Origin of the sequence: Streptomyces sp. ISL-99, from assembly GCF_018614005.1 — a bacterium.
Taxonomy (GTDB): Bacteria; Actinomycetota; Actinomycetes; order Streptomycetales; family Streptomycetaceae; genus Streptomyces; species Streptomyces flavidovirens.
Genome location: NZ_JAGGPC010000019.1, coordinates 28,655 through 45,173 on the forward strand (window position 1 = coordinate 28,655; position 16,519 = coordinate 45,173).

The following is a 16,519-nucleotide window of genomic DNA, read 5'->3' on the forward strand; positions in this document are numbered from 1 at the left end:
GTGTCCGTAGTGCCACCCACCGCGCGGCTTCGGGAAACCGGACCGCGCTTCGATCACTCAGGGGGACAGCCATGCGCATCACCATGCCGACAGCCGTCATCGAAGGAACCCAGCTCACCGTCATGCCGTTCCGTGCGGACGCCGTGATCGGGACCATGTCCGTGGCGACCCTGGTCCAGCTCGTGCCGTCGCCCCGCCGCGAGGAGGACACCAGGACACTCAAGGCGGCCTCCGGCGCGGTGCGCCGCCACGCCGAATTGCGGGCTCTGGTGCAGCGTGCGCTCAAGTCGACGCAGAAGGGCAAGAACGTCGGCTCGTACGCCGAATACATCGCCGACGGTGTGAAGGGGGAGCTGGGTGCCGGCTGGTCCACCCCGCCGATCACCTTCTGGCACGCCGGGCCGCTGGCCGCGCTCAGCGACGAGCGGCTGCCCGGCACCGGGCTGCGTACGCTGACCATCACGCCCGGCACCTGCATCGTCGCCATCGACGGCGAGACGCAGACCACGGCCTGGCACGAGCTGTACGACGAACCCGAGCGATACGGGCTCTCGTACGCCGAACTCGGTCAGATCCGTGTCCCCTTCGAGCTGTACGTGGACCTGTCCGTCGCCGATGCGCGGCAGATCTTCTACGACCGTAACGTGCAGGGCGTCGCCGTCGCGAAGAACCTGGCCATGTCCATGGACCAGCGGGACTTCGCGACCCGGCTCGCGCACCGCGTCGCCGATGCCGTGAAGGTGGAGGTCGACGGAAAGCTCGTACCGTTCACCAAGCTGGTCAACGCCAGCAAGCGGCAGGTCGGCAAGACCGACGCCGAGGTCGTCACGCTGTCCGCACTGCGGGCCCTCGTGATCACCGCGATCTACGGGCGCACCGGACTGTCCCGCTCGGCGGAGACCGTCCACGAGGACGAGTTGCCCGTCGGGGCGAGCGCCGAACAGGCGGAGAGGACGATCGTCCCGCTCCTGGCCCGGCTGATCTCCGAGCACTTCAGCCACTTCGCCTCGCGCAGTGCCCTCACTGCTCCGGCCGTCCTCGCGGGCCTCGGTATCGCCGTGCACCACACCACGCCCTGGGCCGACCCGATGAACGCCATGTCCGCCGACGAGCTGCACCGGCTCCTCTCCGGCATCCAGTGGGACCGCGAGGCCCGCTACTGGGACGGCGTCGCCGCCAAGGCGGGTGCCACGGGCAGGCTCAACTTCAGCGGCGGGGTCAAGGACTCCGGTGGCCGCGTCGCCGACGCGATCCTCTACCCCGCTACCGAGGCGGGACGCAGGATCCGCGGCCAGTAGGCCCCGGACCCCGCTTCCAGCTCGTCGCGCCCGCCGTCGGTCCGCTGTTCCTGTGAGCCGGCGGCGGAGCGGACCACCCCATCCACCACCGGTTGACGACCGCTTGGAGCAGTCGAGATGAACACCCCGCAGCGCCCAGGGTTCGAATCGTCAGGCATGCCGCACGGCGCCTACCCCACCCCGCCCCCGCACCCTCCTCGCCAGCCCTCGCGCCACAAGTCGTGGCTGACCCATGGCGGTGTCGCCCTCGCCGCGCTGATCGTGGGCACGGGCATCGGGTCGAGCGGCGAAGCCGGCGCGGACGTCACGGTGAGCGACGCCGAGCCGAAGCCGACGGTGACGATGACCGAGACGGCCGAGGCCGTGCCGGAGCCCGCGGTGACCGTCACGGAGACCCAGACGGTCACGGCGAAGCCAAAGAAGCCGAAGAGGACGAAGAAGCCCGGACCGCCGGAGAGCTTCGGTGGGGACGGCGAGTACCTGGTTGGCGAGGACATCGCGGCGGGCACGTACAGGACCAGCGGTCCTGACAGTGAGTTCGGCTGTTACTGGGCCCGTCTGAGGAACGCCAGCGGCGAGTTCGACGCGATCATCGCCAACAACAACTTGAACGGCCCCGGCCGCGTGACTCTCAACAAGGGCGAGTACCTCAAGACCGAGCGCTGCCAGGAGTGGAAGAAGGTCGGCTGACCTGGAACCCAGCGTGGCGCAGCCTGCAGCCGATGAGTTTGCCGGGCGGAGCCGGTCTCTATGAGTACACATCGCTCAAGTGCTGGAGGCACCGATGGTCACCAAGGGATTCACCACTTGCCTGTGGTTCGACGGGCAGGCGGAAGAGGCCGCGAACCACTACGTCTCGATCTTCAAGGACTCCAAGCTCGGACGGATCGTCCGCTACAACGAGGCCGGGCCCGGGCCCGTCGGTGAGGTTCTGACCGTCGAGTTCGAGGTCAACGGGCAGAAGTTCGTCGGGCTGAACGGCGGGCCCGAGTTCACCTTCAACGAAGCCATCTCGTTCCAGATCTTCTGCGCCGACCAGGACGAGGTGGACTACTACTGGAGCAAGCTCTCCGACGGGGGCGCGGAAGTCGCCTGCGGCTGGCTGAGGGACAAGTACGGGGTGTCCTGGCAGGTCGTCCCCGACGGGCTCATCGAGATGATCAGCGACCCCGATCCGGACAAGGCGAAGCGGTCCACCGAGGCGATGATGTCGATGGTCAAGTTCGACGTTGCCGCACTTCGAAGGGCCTACGCGGGGGAGTAGTCGGCGCCGACCAGCGAGGCGAGGATTTCGCGGACCGTTTTCTCGGTGATGTCCGGGTGGAGGAAGGCGAGGCGGCCGACCGTTTCGCCCGTGCACCGCGAGGGAGAACCACAGGGGCAGGCCGCGCGGGCGGCGCGTGAGGTGAGGGCCGCGCGGAGAGCCTCGCCGGTCAGGCGGTGGTCGGTCGTGGGGACCACCAGGGCCTCTACGCCGTGCGCAGCGTGTTGCCGACCGAGGAATGGACCTGGTCGCTCACCGCGATCCGTAGCTTCCAGACCGCCGGCCTCCTCGGCACGCTGGCGCCCGCCGCTGCGACGTGGCTGTTCAGCGCCTCCGGGAACTCCTGGACGCCGGTCGCCCTCGCCTTCGCGGGCATGGCGCTGGTCAGCGCGGTGTGTCTCGTGGCGTGCGACCCGGGTCGTCGGCGTACCGGCGGGGCGGCGGCGAAGTCCGCCGTCGGCTGACCGAGGTGTTCGGGGTCGGGACCCTGGGGGTTGCGGCGTCCGGGGGTGCGGTTGCGGGGGCGTTGGGGTCGGTGCCGCGCCGGGGCGTCTCCTCGGGCGTCGAACGTTCGGGTAGGTGTGGGTTCGTTCGCGGTGGTTGCGTTCAACGCCCTGCGGGGAGCGCCCCGACACGTCCCCTCACCGGCGGCGTTGCAGGTGAGGCAGGGGTCGGGTGCGGCCTCCCCGCCCTGTCCGGAGGGGGTCGGCCTTTCCGCTCATATGAGCGACCCTTCGTCACGATCGGGTCTCGCTGTGGGGGTGGGGTCTTGCCTTCAGTCTGTGTAATCGATTCCAATCGTGCGTGTAATCGATTTCAAGGGTTCCGCTGGGCCCTGGATCGAGGTCCACGCAAACCACAAGGAGGTGGTCCGGCAGTGGCGAGCATCAAAGATGTCGCGGCTGAGGCAGGCGTGTCCGTTGCCACGGTCTCGCGTGTCCTCAACAGCCATCCGTCGGTCAGTCCCGGCGCGCGCACCCGGGTTCTGGCCGCCGTCGACACGCTCGGCTACCGGCCCAACGCCGTGGCCCGCTCGCTGCGCACCGACCAGACGCGCACCCTCGGGCTGGTCATCAGCGACGTACTCAATCCGTACTTCACCGCGCTGGCCCGGTCCGTGGAGGAAGCGGCGCGTGCGCTCGGCTACAGCGTCATCATCGGGAACGCGGATGAGCGGCCCGACTTGCAGGACCACCACGTCCGTACGCTCCTCGACCGCCGGATCGACGGGCTCCTCGTGTCGCCCGCCGACGGAAGCTCGCCGCAGGTACGTGACGCGGCGCGCGGCGGCACCCCCATGGTGTTCGTGGACCGCTGGATTCCGGGAGTGGACGTACCCGTGGTGCGTGCGGACGGCTGTCCTGCCGTACGTGATCTGGTCGCCCATCTGTACGGTCTTGGCCACCGCAAGCTCGCCATCATCGCCGGACCGGCCGCCACCACCACCGGCAGTGAGCGCGTCGAAGCCTTCCGCGAGGCTCTGCGGGAGCATGGGCTGCCGCTGCCCGATGCCTACATCGGCCAGGGCGACTTCCAGGCCGACAGCGGGCGGCGGGCGACGGAGCGGTTCCTCGGCCTGGCCGAACCGCCCGAAGTGGTCTTCGCCGCCGACAACCTGATGGCGCTCGGCGCGCTGGACGCGATCCGCGCGCGGGGCATGCGAATTCCGCGGGACATCGGGCTCGCCGCCTTCGACGATATTCCGTGGTTCCTCCACACCGATCCGCCGATCACCGCGATCTCCCAGCCGACCGGCGAGCTGGGCCGAGCCGCCGTACGGGCCCTGGTCGACCTCATCGAGGGCCGGCCCCCGCAGTCCGTCACCCTTCCCGCCCGTCTCGTCGTACGCCGGTCCTGCGGCGAGGGTGAGCAGAGTCAGAGGAGCAATCTGTGAGCAGCCAGGACGAGTTGCTGCGCATCGAAGGCATACGCAAAACCTTCCCCGGCGTCGTCGCGCTCGACTCCGTCGACTTCGACCTGCGGCGCGGTGAAGTGCATGTGCTGCTCGGTGAGAACGGCGCCGGAAAGAGCACGCTGATCAAGATGCTGTCCGGTGCCTACCGGCCCGACAGCGGCCGGATCCTCGTGGGAGGGGAGGAAGTCCGCGTTCACGGTGCGCAGGACGCCGAGCGGCTGGGCATCGCCACCATTTATCAGGAGTTCAATCTGGTGCCCGAGCTGACCGTCGCCGAGAACATCTTTCTCGGCCGTCAGCCCCGGCGCTTCGGGATGATCGACCGCAAGCGGATGGAGGCCGACGCGGAGGAGCTGCTGCGCCGTGTGGGCGTGGACGTCTCGCCGAAAGTCCTGGTGCGCGAACTCGGCATCGCGCGGCTCCAGATGGTGGAGATCGCCAAGGCGCTGAGTCTTGAGGCGCGCGTCCTGATCATGGACGAACCGACTGCCGTACTGACCAGCGAGGAAGTGGACAAGCTCTTCCGGATCGTGCGGCAGCTGCGCGCGGACGGGGTGGGTGTTGTCTTCATCACCCATCACCTGGAGGAGATCGCGGCCCTCGGCGACCGGGTCACCGTTTTGCGTGACGGTCGCAGCATCGGCCAGGTGCCCGCCTCCACGCCCGAGGACGAGCTCGTACGGCTGATGGTCGGGCGCAGCATCGAGCAGCAGTATCCGCGTGAACGGCCGGAGGCGGCCGGTGACGCGTTGCTGTCCGTCCGGGGACTGACGCGTGGTGGCGTCTTTCATGACGTCAGCTTCGATGTGCGGGCGGGTGAGGTCGTCGGTCTCGCCGGGCTCGTCGGCGCCGGACGCACCGAGGTCGTACGCGCGGTCTTCGGCGCCGACCCCTACGACGCCGGGAGCGTCGCGGTGCGCGGCGAGCGGCTGGGGAAGGGCGATGTGAACGCCGCCATGGGCGCCGGGATCGGGCTCGTACCCGAGGACCGCAAGGGGCAGGGGCTGGTGCTCGACGCCTCCGTGCAGGAGAACCTCGGGCTGGTCACGCTGCGTTCGGCCACGCGTGGCGGACTCGTGGACCGCAAGGGGCAGCGCGCGGCCGCCGCCCGGATCGCCGAGCAGCTCGGCGTACGGATGGCGGGCCTCGGCCAGCACGTCCGCACGCTTTCGGGTGGCAACCAGCAGAAGGTCGTCATCGGGAAGTGGCTGCTCGCCGGCGCCTTGGTGCTGATCCTCGACGAGCCGACGCGCGGCATCGACGTCGGCGCCAAGGTCGAGATCTACCAGCTCATCAATGAGCTGACGGCCTCCGGGCACGCCGTCCTGATGATCTCCAGCGACCTGCCCGAAGTCCTCGGCATGAGCGACCGGGTGCTGGTCATGGCCCAGGGCCGGATCGCCGGCGAACTCCCCGCGCACGAAGCGACCCAGGACGCGGTGATGGCGCTCGCCGTCAGCGCCCCGAACCCGAACGGAACGAAGAACGAAGTGGAGGGCCCCCGTGGCCACTGACACGCTCAAGAGCACGACGGGCGCGAGCGCCGCGAGTACGGTCCGCCGCATCCTGCTCGACAACGGCGCGCTCAGCGCCCTGGTGGTGCTGGTGGTGGCGATGTCGCTGCTCTCCGGCGACTTCCTGACCACCCAGAACCTGTTGAATGTGGGGGTGCAGGCCGCCGTCACCGCGATTCTCGCGTTCGGTGTCACCTTCGTCATCGTCTCGGCGGGCATCGACCTGTCGGTCGGTTCGGTGGCCGCGCTCTCGGCAACCGTCCTCGCCTGGACGGCCACGTCCGAAGGCGTCCCGGTGTGGATCGCGGTGATCCTCGCCGTCGCTACGGGCATCGCCTGCGGCCTCGTCAACGGAGCCCTCGTCTCGTACGGCAAACTCCCGCCGTTCATCGCCACCCTGGCCATGCTCTCGATCGGCCGCGGCCTGTCCCTGGTCATCTCGCAGGGCAGCCCGATCCCCTTCCCCGAGTCCGTGTCGGTACTGGGCGACACGCTCGGCGGGTGGCTGCCCGTGCCGGTTGTCGTCATGGTGGTGATGGGGCTCCTGACGGCGCTTGTGCTCGGGCGTACGTACATCGGACGTTCCATGTACGCGATCGGCGGCAACGAGGAAGCCGCCCGGCTCTCGGGCCTGCGCGTCAAGCGGCAGAAGCTCGTCATCTACGCCCTGTCCGGCCTCTTCGCCGCCGTCGCCGGCATCGTTCTGGCGTCCCGGCTGGCCTCCGCACAGCCGCAGGCCGCGCAGGGTTACGAACTCGACGCGATCGCCGCGGTCGTCATCGGCGGCGCCAGCCTGGCGGGCGGCGTCGGCAAGGCGTCCGGCACCCTGATCGGCGCGCTCATACTCGCCGTACTCCGCAACGGCCTGAACCTGCTGTCCGTTTCGGCGTTCTGGCAGCAGGTCGTCATCGGTGTCGTCATCGCGCTCGCGGTGCTGCTGGACACGCTGCGGCGGCGGGCAGGTGGCGGGTCGGCAGCTCCCGCGGCGGCGTCCGGTGCGTCGGGGAACGGTCGTAAGGGCGCGGCGAAGCTCGGTATCGCAGCGGTGTGCGTGGCCCTCGTCGTCGCAGGCGTGTCCTACTTCAACTCCGGCTCCTCCGGTACGACCACCAAGATCGGGATGTCGCTCTCCACCCTCAACAACCCCTTCTTCGTACAGATGAAGGCGGGCGCGCAGGCAGAGGCCAAGGACGCCGGTATCGACCTGACGGTGACGGACGCGCAGAACGACGCCTCCCAGCAGGCCAACCAGCTCCAGAACTTCACCGGCGAGGGCGTGAAGTCGATCATCGTCAATCCCGTGGACTCGGACGCGGCCGGGCCGGCGGTACGGGCCGCCAACAAGGCCGGCATCCCGGTGGTCGCCGCCGACCGTGGCGTCAACAAGGCCGATACCGCCGCACTCGTCGCCTCCGACAACGTCGCGGGCGGCAAGCTCGCCGCGAAGGCGCTGGCGGAGAAGCTCGGCGGCAAGGGAGAGATCGTCGTGCTCCAGGGCACGGCCGGCACCTCCGCCAGCCGCGAGCGTGGCAGCGGCTTCGCCGAGGGGCTCCGGGCGTACCCGGGGATCAAGGTCGTCGCCCGGCAGCCCGCGGACTTCGACCGCACCAAGGGCCTGGACGTCATGACCAACCTGCTGCAGTCCAACCCCCGGATCACGGGTGTCTTCGCCGAGAACGACGAGATGGCGCTCGGGGCGGTCAAGGCGCTCGGCAGCAAGGCGGGGAAGTCTGTGCACGTCGTCGGATTCGACGGGACTCCGGACGGTCTCAAGGCCGTCGGGGCCGGCACGCTCTACGCCTCCGTGGCGCAGCAGCCGAGGGAACTCGGGAAGATCGCCGTCCGGAACGCGGTCGAGGCGGCGCGGGGCAAGAAGGTCGACAGCGTGGTAAAGGTGCCGGTCAAGGTCGTGACGAAGAAGAACGTCGCCGACTTCTCGTGACCGTGCCCGTGACCGCGAACAGCTAAGACAGGACAGGAATGTACGACTACGACCTGCTCGTCGTGGGGTCGGCCAACGCCGACCTGGTGATCGGCGTCGAGCGCCGCCCCGCCCCCGGCGAGACCGTGCTCGGCTCCGACCTGGCCGTCCACCCGGGCGGCAAGGGCGCCAACCAGGCCGTCGCCGCCGCCCGCCTCGGCGCCAGGACCGCCCTGCTGGCCCGCGTCGGCGACGACGCCCACGGGCGACTGCTGCTGGAATCGCAGCGCGCGGCCGGTGTGGAGACCGGTGGGGTACGCGTCGGCGGGGCGCCCACCGGGGTCGCCCTGATCACCGTGGACCCCTCGGGTGACAACAGCATCGTCGTCTCGCCCGGCGCCAACGCCCGGCTGACCCCCGAGGACGTCCGCGACGCCGCCGGCCTCTTCGCCGGCGCCCGCGTCGTCTCGGCGCAGCTGGAGATCCCCCTGGAGACGGTGGCCGAGGTGGCACGTGCGCGGGCGGCCGGTACCCGGTTCGTACTGAACCCCTCGCCGCCCGCCCCGCTGCCCGTCGACGTGCTCGCCGCCTGCGACCCGCTGGTGGTCAACGAGCACGAGGCCCGGTTCATGCTCGGCGGCCACGCGGGTGGGTACGACGGCAGGGAGCCCGAGGACTGGGCGCGGGCGCTGCTCGCGCTAGGCGCGCGGTCGGTGGTCGTCACCCTGGGCGCGGAGGGCGCGCTGGTCGCCGCAGGCGGTACGGACACCGCCGCGGTACGCGTGCCGAGCCCCCGGGTCGACGCCGTCGACACCACGGGAGCCGGTGACGCCTTCACCGCCGCGCTGGCCTGGCGGCTCGCGCGGGGAGAGGACCTGGCGACGGCTGCGGCCTTCGCGGTACGGGTGGGCGCCGCCGCCGTCACCAAGGAGGGCGCGCAGGTGTCCTTCCCGACCGCCGAGGAGGTCGCGGCGCTGTGAAGAAGGCCGGAATTCTCAACCGCCATCTGGCGGGGGCCCTGGCCGGCCTGGGCCATGGTGACGGCGTCCTCGTCTGCGACGCGGGCATGCCGATTCCGGCCGGTCCGCACGTCGTGGACCTGGCCTTCCGCGCCGGAATACCGTCCTTCGCCGACGTACTCGAGGGTCTGCTGGCCGAGCTGGTGATCGAGGGCGCGACGGCCGCGCACGAGGTACGGGAGGCGAATCCGGCGGCGGCCGCGCTGCTGGAGGAGTGCCTTCCGGGGCTTGTCCTGGTGCCGCACGACGAGCTCAAGGCGCTGTCGGCCGAGGCCCGGCTGGTGGTACGGACCGGCGAGGCACGCCCGTACGCGAACGTACTGCTGCGCTGCGGCGTCTTCTTCTGACCGAGGAACGACGCGATCGCCGGGGGGCTCACATGGAGCCCGCCCGGCGATCCCGTACCGGCGCCCTACTTGCGGTGGAGCTGCCCGCGGATGGCCCCGTCGGGGAAGGGCCGGTTGTGAACGTTCGCGTAGAACTTGCCGGGCTTGGTGGCGATGGCCCTCAGTTCACGGAACGTCAGGACCTTGGCGGCGTTGTCGTGCGTCTGGTGCCGGTGAGCCTTGACGCAGCCCTTCGAGGACCCGTGCGTGGGCGTCTTGAGGGTGACGACGATCCGCCCGGCCGTACCGCGCCTGCCCGCGTGGATGTGCGCGGCGGTGGGCTTCGCGATCTTGCGTACGTGCAGTGAGTAGCACAGGGTGCCGTGCTTGATCTCGTACCAGAACTCGCCGCTCCCGTTACGGTCGCCCGGCCCGGGCACTTCCTCGCGGCCGGTGAGGTGGGCCTGGCCGTGGGTGACTCTGTCGTGGCCGTCGGCCGGGCCGGTACCGGCCGCGACGGCCGGAGTGGTCAGAGTGGCGAAGGCGGCCGCGCAGGAAACGGCCGAGACCATCAGGGTGGTCGGAACACGCATGGACGTCTCATCTCTGTGTCGGGCGATCGGAGAAACGGGGGAGCCCGGTGGCTCGCACTGAGGCCGGATCGCTGGTTCCCACACAAGGGCAGCCGCGCCCGTCCCTCAACATTTGCGCGGCTGGATGGGTGCGTCGGCGGCGGACGGGACCGGGCCGGGGGGTGTCAGGCCGCTGAGAACGCGTCATGACCGGATGCATGACCGGATCGGCCCCCTCGCCTTTGGCCTGAGTGAACTACTGGTGGTGGACGGGCTGTTGGTGAGAGGTTGCGCCTCGTTACGTGCCGTCGAAGTCGCGTAGGGAGTGTGCTCATGCTCAGAGGGAGACCGACCAGAACAGCACAGTGGGCCGTCATCGGGGCAGCGCTGGTCACGGCCGGACTGCTGGCCCCCGGATCGCAGACCGCCGGAGCGGCCACGGCCGCCGACGGCGACGTACTGCGCGGTCCCGCCGCCCCGGCCGAGTACAGCTATCTGCAGAAGAAGATTCCGGGGGAACCGCTGCCCCGGCACGCGTACGAGTCCGCCGCCTCCGAGGCGGCCGAGCTGCCCCGCACGTCGGGCAGATGGAAGCCCCTCGGCCCCACGAACATCGGTGGGCGCATCGTCGATCTCGCCCTGGACCCGCAGGACGCCGACACCGTCTACGCGGCGGCCGCCAGCGGCGGACTGTGGCGTTCGACGAACGCCGGACGCACCTTCAGCCCCGCCTGGCCCGCGCGGCAGACGCAGGCGATGGGCGCGGTCGCCACCTCGTCCGACGGGACGCTGTACGCGGGGACCGGCGAGCCCAACCCGGGCGGCGGCAGTCTCACGTACGAAGGCACGGGCGTCTACCGCTCGACCGACGACGGGAAGACCTGGAAGTCCGCCGGTCTGCGCGATTCCGGTACGGTCGGCGCCCTGCGCGCCGACCCGCGCGACCCGCGCCGGATCTTCGCGGCCGCCGCCGGTTCGCTGTACGTCCCCGGCGGCGACCGCGGTGTCTATCTGTCCGAGAACGCGGGCAAGTCGTGGCGGCACGTGCTGGACGTACCGAACGAGTTCACCGGCGCCGTCGACGTGCAGATCGACCCCGCCGACCCCGACCGGGTGTACGCCGTCATGTGGGACCGGCGGCGCGAGCCCGACAAGCGCACCTACGGCGGCACGGGCTCCGGCGTCTTCCGCTCCGACGACGGCGGCTCCACGTGGCGGCGGCTCGGCGGCGGACTGCCCGCCTCGGGCCCGGACACAGGACGTATCGGACTCGGCGTCGCGGCGTCCGAACCGGGACGGCTGTACGCGCTCGTGGGTGACGCGAAGGGCGGGTTCGCCGGGTTCTTCACCTCCGCCGACGCGGGCGACAGCTGGACCAGGCTGCCCGACGACAGCAAGCTCGCCCAGTCGCAGGGCGGGTTCTCGTGGTGGTTCGGGAAGGTCTGGGTCGACCCGGACGACGCACGCCATGTGCACGCGGCCGGAGTCGCCCTGATGACGTCGAAGGACGGCGGCGCGAGCTGGACGGGTGAGAGCCAGGCCGTCCATGTCGACCAGCACGCCATGGTCTGGGACCCGCGCCGCCCGTCCCGCGTCTACCTCGGCAATGACGGCGGCGTCTACCGCTCGGAGGCCGACGGAGACCGGGGATGGACCAAGGCGACGTACATGCCGTGGACCCAGCTCTACAGCGTCGCCACCACCCCGCAGGACACCGGCCGCATATCGGGCGGCGCCCAGGACAACGGCTCGCTGCGCTCCTGGGGCGGAGCCGCCTTCAACGAATACCTGGGCGGGGACGGCCTCCAGAACCTCATCAACCCGGCCGACCGCGAGAACGTCTACGCCTGCTACCAGTACGGCAATTGCGCCCGCTCGACCGACGGCGGCAACGCGATGACGTACTTCACCCAGGCCACGACCTCGGACCGGCGCAACTGGTTCACTCCGCTCCAGTTCGATCCGGTGAACCCGCGCGTCATGTACTACGGCGGCAACCGCCTGAACCGCTCCACCGACGGTGGAGCGACCTGGCAGCCCATCAGCCCCGACCTCACCGGCGGCCCGAGCCGCGACAACTACCCGTACGGCACCCTCACCACCGTCGCGGCGGCCCGCGACGGCCGCACCGTCTGGGCGGGTACGGACGACGGCCGGGTCTGGGTCACCCGTGACCTCGGCGCAAACTGGACGAAGGTCCTCGAAGGACAGCCCTGGGTGACCCGGGTCGTCGTCGACCCGAAGGACCCGGAGACGGCGTACGTCGCCCTGTCCGGGTACCGCTCGGGCGAGGCCCAGCCGCACCTGCTGCGCACGACCGACGCGGGCGCGAGCTGGACCGACCTGTCCGGCAACCTCCCGCAGGCCCCGGTGAACGATGTGGTCCTGGCGGGCGGCGGCAGGCTCTACGCGGCCACCGACCAGGGCGTCTTCATCCGCAACGGTTCGCGCGGCTGGCGCCGGCTCGGCGGCGGGATGCCGCTGGTGCCGGTGGACGACCTCGACTACGACGCCAGGAACCACCGCCTGGTGGCGGCCACGTTCGGCCGCGGCTTCTACGAGTTCCGTACGCCGTAGCGGCCCGTACCGCCGTAGCGGCCGGCCGGGAGCGCGGCGTCAGCCGTCTCCCGGCCGGATCCGGGGCTCTGCTGCCGACGGGGCGTCCATCACGGCTGAATTGGTGATGTTCGTACATCCAAAAATCCGCTTATGCTTCACGGGTGTTCGATACGCGGCACATCAAGTCCTTCCAGGAAGTGGTCAGGACCGGCTCGTACTCCGCCGCCGCCCGCGTCCTGGGATACACGCAGCCCGCGATCACCCAGCAGATGAAGGCGCTCGAACGCGACGTCGGTACGCCCCTGTTCACCCGCGTCGGCCGCGGTCTGCGGCTCACCGAGGCCGGGGAGACGCTGGCGCGGCACGCGGCCGTCATCCTCGACGACATGTCCGCCGCCCGGCAGCAGATGAACTCCCTCACCCGGCTGCGCGCGGGACGGGTGCGCGTCTGCGCCTTCCCCAGCGCCAACGCGACCCTCGTCCCCGAGGCCATGGCCCTGCTGGCCGCCGGTCACCCGGGGGTGGGAGTGGAGCTCCTGGAGGACGAGCCGCCCGAGTCGCTGCGGCGCCTGGTGCGCGGGGAATGCGACATCACGCTCGCCTTCACCTATCCGGGGTCGCACGAGGACGTGCCCGAGGAAGTGCTGGAAGTCCCCTTGATGGAGGACCAGTTACTGGTCCTGCTGCCGGCCGGGCACCCGCTCGCGCGGCGCCGTGCCGTTCGGCTGGCGGACCTCGCGGACGAACGCTGGATCGCGGGCTGTCCGCGCTGCCGCGTCAACTTCCTGCACGAGTGCGCCGAACAGGGCTTCGCGCCCGACATCGCCTTCACCACCGACGACAACCTTGTGGTGCAGAGCCTTGTCGCGGAAGGGCTCGGCGCAGCGATGATGCCGGGTCTGGTGCTCAACTTCCTCCGCCACCCGAAGGTGGCGGGGCGTGCGTTGCAGCCGGCGTCCCGGCGGCGCATCTCGGCGTACGTGCTGCGTGAGCATCTGCGGATACCGGCCACGGCGCTGGTGCTCGGAGAGCTCAGGACGGTCGCGGCGAACAAGATCGGCTGCTGACGGCGTTCGAGGGGCCCGCGTCCAACTCATAAGCGGACCTTGGGCGGTACCGCACAAACGCTCCTTGGACGTCGCCGGCCGGGCGGCGCAAGGCTTGCCCGTATGACCACTTCGACCGCAGCCATGGATGGGCGCACGACGACGCGTCTCGCCGTATTCATCTCCGAAGTCCGTGAGGCCGTCGCGCTCGGCCTGCCGCCCGAGCCGACGGCGCACCTCGTCGGCGAGCGGCTCGCGCCGCATCTGGGCGCCGACGACCTGCTCACCGCCGGGCAGCGCGCGAGCGATCCGGAGCGCTACCGCCAGCACCTCCTGCACGCGGAACCCGACGGAAGTTTCTCCGTGGTCGCGCTCGTCTGGCTGCCCGGCCAGCGCACCCCCGTGCACGACCATGTGGCGTGGTGCACGACCGGCGTCCACGCGGGCGCCGAACACGAGCGGCGCTACCGGCTCGTCCCGTCCCGCGACGGCACGGCGGCGCGGCTGGTCGCCACGCGGGACGTCGTCAACCCGCGGGGGACGGTGTGCGGCTTCGCGCCGCCCGGGGACATTCACCGCGTGTGGAACGCGGGAACGGACGTGGCGATCTCCCTGCACGTGTACGGCGCGGACCTGTCGCGCCTCGGCACGAGCGTCCGGCGGGTGTACGAGGTGCCTACTGAGCGCGCGGCTGAGCGCTGACCCATTGACATGCGCGGAGGGCGGGCGGAAACTGCGGGCGAGCCGATCACGAACATTAGTTCACTGGGCGAACGCGGCCTCCAGGCGTGGCGGAACGCTCGCTCGTACACCTCGACGCGAAGGTTCCCCCGTGCCCAAGAGATCCCTGCGCCCCGTGGCGCTCGTACTCGGCCTGTGCTGGCTGGTCGTCTTCTTCGACGGCATGGACGTCAACATCTACGGCGCCGTCATGCCGCACATGCTCGACGACGAGGGCCTGGGGCTCACCCCCGCCAGCGCAGGCACCATCGGCAGCTGGACCACCTTCGGCATGCTGCTCGGTGCGCTGGCCGCCGGGAATCTCACCGACTGGCTGGGCCGGCGGCCCGTCGTGATCTGGTCCGTGATCCTCTTCTCGCTCGGCTCCGCGCTCTGCGCGCTCGCCGAAGGTCCGGCGTTCTTCGGCGCGGGGCGCTTCGCCGCGGGCCTCGGGCTCGGCGGGCTGATGCCGACCTGCCTGGCGATGGTCATGGAGTTCGCCCCGCGCGGCCGGGTGGCCCTCGCGACCGGGCTGCTGATGACCTCGTACCACGCGGGCGGCATGGTGGCGACCGGCCTCGGGCTGTCCCTGGCCCCGGCGTTCGGCTGGCGCTGGGTGTTCTGGGCGGGTGTCGCCCCCGCGCTCGTCGCCGTACCGCTCGTCCTCCGCTACCTGCCCGAGTCGCCCGGCGTACTGCTCGCCCGAGGCCGCCGGGCCGAGGCCGCCGCGATCGCCGCACGGTACGGACTGGAGCCCCCCGAGCCTGCCCAGGCGCCGGCCGCAGGCGCGAAGGGCCGCTGGGACACGGTGCTCGCCCTGTTCGCACCCGGCTGCCGGTGGGCGACTCCGCTGCTGTGGGTGGCGTCCTTCTGCGGGCTGCTTCTCGTGTACGGAGTGAGCACCTGGCTCCCGCAGTTGATGCGCGCCTCCGGCTACGGCCTCACCTCCTCCATCAGCTTCCTGATGGTGATCAACGCGGGCGGCATCGTCGGCATGCTGATCGCCGGACGCACCGCCGACCGCTTCGGCGCGGTGCGCGTCTCCGCGCTGTGGTTCGTACTCACCGCCGTCGGCGCGCTGTTGATGGGGCAGCAACTGGGACTGGCTCTGATGTACGGCGTCGTCTTCATCACCGGCGTCTGGCTGTTCAGCGCCCAGGTGATGGTCTACGCCGCCACCAACACCGTCTACGCGCCCGGCCAGCGTGCCACCGGCCTCGGCTGGGTCACCGGCGTCGGCCGGCTCGGCGCGGTCGTCGGTCCGTCGGTGGGGGGCGCCCTGGTGGCGAACGGCATGCAGGACTGGGGGTTCACCGCCTTCGCGGTGGCCGGGCTCTGCGGGGCGGCGGCCATCTCACTGGTGCCGCTGACGGCACGCCGGGGCAAGCGTGATGCCGGGGCGGGTGCGGGGGCCGCGCCGGTGACTGCGGCCTGACATCGGCCCGGCACCCGGACTTCGGCCATGGCCGTCGTCCGGCCGACCCGCTTCGGAATTCCGGTGCGTACTGCCTATGCTCGGCCGGTGAACGCAACCGTGATGTACGCGCCCACGACCCCGGTTCTCGGAGCGTCCGCTTCCGTGGTGTGGCCGCCGCGCGCCGAAGGCGGCGGCGCGGCGCCCGTGCTGTGGAGTGTGGACGCCGAGCGGCAGGGGGACGTCGCGGCGCGGCTCGCCGTCGGCGTACTCGACGACGGCGAGAAGAAGCGCGCGGCGTCGTTCGTCCGCGAGGCCGACCGCAGGTCTTACGTCACCGCCCATGTGGCGCTCAGGTCGATGCTGGGAGCCTGCCTGGGAATCGAACCGGCAGCGGTGCGCATCCACCGGGAGCCGTGCGCGTCCTGCGGCGGGCCGCACGGGCGGCCCGCCACGGCGGACGGCCCGGTGCACTTCTCGCTGTCGCACAGCGGGAGCGTGGCACTGATCGCCTGTGCGGCGGTGCCCGTGGGGGTGGACGTGGAGGCGGTCCCCAGGCCCGGCGTGGTGCGGGAGGTGGCGGGGGAGTTGCATCCGCGAGAGACCGCCGAGCTCCTGGCCCTGCCCGAGGCCGGGCGGGCCGCGGCCTTCGCGCGGGTCTGGGCGCGCAAGGAGGCGTACCTCAAGGGGCTCGGCCTCGGCCTCGCCCGCGGACTCTCGCTCGACTACCTCGGCACCGGCCCGGCGGCGGCGAACCATCCGGCGGGCTGGCTCGTCAGCGATGTGGTGGCCCCCGACGGCTTCGCGGCCGCCGTCGCCGTTCAGTCCGCGCCCGCGCAGGCTTCCGCTCCGAGCGATGGGGAACGCGCGTCACGCGAACCGCTCCACCGCGCCTGACACGACACCTGCCACGGCCTGCTGTGTCCGACTGCGCGGCGGGCCGCTCCGGCG

The 16,519-nt window shown here is 71.0% G+C and carries 16 protein-coding genes; 14 read left to right on the plus strand and 2 right to left on the minus strand.

Translation table 11 applies throughout. The features are described from left to right. Positions 1–71: 71 nt before the first annotated feature. The 3 genes from J7E91_RS11250 (at position 72) to J7E91_RS11260 (ending at position 2,562) form a co-directional block, all read left to right on the plus strand. The gene (locus J7E91_RS11250) at positions 72–1,298 is read left to right on the plus strand and encodes a DNA sulfur modification protein DndB (RefSeq protein ID WP_214901508.1); all 1,227 of its coding nucleotides are present in this window, start codon (positions 72–74) and stop codon (positions 1,296–1,298) included. Between the two features lie 117 nt (positions 1,299–1,415). Beyond that, positions 1,416–1,988 (plus strand): hypothetical protein, encoded by a 573-nt coding sequence (locus J7E91_RS11255; protein WP_251015515.1) that lies wholly within the window; start codon positions 1,416–1,418, stop codon positions 1,986–1,988. Between the two features lie 94 nt (positions 1,989–2,082). After that, the gene (locus J7E91_RS11260; protein WP_214901510.1) at positions 2,083–2,562 is read left to right on the plus strand and encodes a VOC family protein; all 480 of its coding nucleotides are present in this window, start codon (positions 2,083–2,085) and stop codon (positions 2,560–2,562) included. Here J7E91_RS11260 and J7E91_RS35825 read toward each other — a convergent pair. Further along, positions 2,547–2,759 carry a hypothetical protein gene (locus tag J7E91_RS35825; RefSeq protein WP_251015516.1) on the minus strand — a complete coding sequence of 71 codons (213 nt, stop codon included), beginning with the start codon at positions 2,757–2,759 and terminating at the stop codon, positions 2,547–2,549. The genes J7E91_RS11260 and J7E91_RS35825 overlap by 16 nt on opposite strands. A 15-nt stretch (positions 2,760–2,774) precedes the next feature. On the opposite strand from J7E91_RS35825, the gene J7E91_RS35830 reads away from it, so the two are divergent. The 6 genes from J7E91_RS35830 (at position 2,775) to rbsD (ending at position 9,278) form a co-directional block, all read left to right on the plus strand. Beyond that, positions 2,775–3,026, plus strand: coding sequence for a hypothetical protein (locus J7E91_RS35830; RefSeq protein WP_251015517.1), 252 nt, complete (start codon positions 2,775–2,777; stop codon positions 3,024–3,026). A 413-nt stretch (positions 3,027–3,439) separates the two neighbouring features. Beyond that, the gene (locus tag J7E91_RS11270) at positions 3,440–4,456 is read left to right on the plus strand and encodes a LacI family DNA-binding transcriptional regulator (RefSeq protein ID WP_214901512.1); all 1,017 of its coding nucleotides are present in this window, start codon (positions 3,440–3,442) and stop codon (positions 4,454–4,456) included. Beyond that, positions 4,453–5,991, plus strand: coding sequence for a sugar ABC transporter ATP-binding protein (locus J7E91_RS11275; RefSeq protein ID WP_214901519.1), 1,539 nt, complete (start codon positions 4,453–4,455; stop codon positions 5,989–5,991). Before J7E91_RS11270 ends, J7E91_RS11275 begins: the two co-directional genes overlap by 4 nt. Then, a complete protein-coding gene (locus J7E91_RS11280; protein WP_214901521.1) occupies positions 5,981–7,933 on the plus strand; it encodes a substrate-binding domain-containing protein in 1,953 nt (650 codons plus the stop codon). The genes J7E91_RS11275 and J7E91_RS11280 overlap by 11 nt, the downstream gene beginning before the upstream one ends. A gap of 38 nt (positions 7,934–7,971) precedes the next feature. Beyond that, the gene (locus J7E91_RS11285; protein ID WP_214901524.1) at positions 7,972–8,892 is read left to right on the plus strand and encodes a ribokinase; all 921 of its coding nucleotides are present in this window, start codon (positions 7,972–7,974) and stop codon (positions 8,890–8,892) included. Beyond that, positions 8,889–9,278, plus strand: a complete 390-nt coding sequence (gene rbsD, locus J7E91_RS11290) for a D-ribose pyranase (RefSeq protein ID WP_214901526.1) — start codon at positions 8,889–8,891, stop codon at positions 9,276–9,278. The genes J7E91_RS11285 and rbsD overlap by 4 nt, the downstream gene beginning before the upstream one ends. Positions 9,279–9,343: 65 nt before the next feature. Here rbsD and J7E91_RS11295 read toward each other — a convergent pair whose 3' ends face one another. Beyond that, on the minus strand, positions 9,344–9,850 hold the full coding sequence (locus J7E91_RS11295; protein ID WP_214901529.1) for a CHRD domain-containing protein: 507 nt from the start codon (positions 9,848–9,850) through the stop codon (positions 9,344–9,346). 312 nt (positions 9,851–10,162) lie between these two features. Between J7E91_RS11295 and J7E91_RS11300 the strand changes: the two genes are divergently transcribed. The 5 genes from J7E91_RS11300 to J7E91_RS11320 all read left to right on the plus strand — a co-directional run bounded on the left by J7E91_RS11300 (position 10,163) and on the right by J7E91_RS11320 (position 16,465). Then, entirely contained in the window at positions 10,163–12,406 is a 2,244-nt protein-coding gene (locus J7E91_RS11300) for a sialidase family protein (RefSeq protein ID WP_214901531.1), read from the plus strand. A 143-nt stretch (positions 12,407–12,549) separates the two neighbouring features. After that, positions 12,550–13,455: a LysR family transcriptional regulator gene (locus J7E91_RS11305; protein WP_214901533.1), complete on the plus strand. Its 906-nt coding sequence runs from the start codon at positions 12,550–12,552 to the stop codon at positions 13,453–13,455. 102 nt (positions 13,456–13,557) lie between these two features. Then, entirely contained in the window at positions 13,558–14,136 is a 579-nt protein-coding gene (locus tag J7E91_RS11310) for a cysteine dioxygenase family protein (protein WP_214901535.1), read from the plus strand. Between the two features lie 130 nt (positions 14,137–14,266). Continuing rightward, positions 14,267–15,589 carry an aromatic acid/H+ symport family MFS transporter gene (locus tag J7E91_RS11315; RefSeq protein WP_308376366.1) on the plus strand — a complete coding sequence of 441 codons (1,323 nt, stop codon included), beginning with the start codon at positions 14,267–14,269 and terminating at the stop codon, positions 15,587–15,589. A gap of 87 nt (positions 15,590–15,676) precedes the next feature. Beyond that, positions 15,677–16,465, plus strand: a complete 789-nt coding sequence (locus tag J7E91_RS11320; protein ID WP_308376368.1) for a 4'-phosphopantetheinyl transferase superfamily protein — start codon at positions 15,677–15,679, stop codon at positions 16,463–16,465. Positions 16,466–16,519 lie beyond the last annotated feature (54 nt).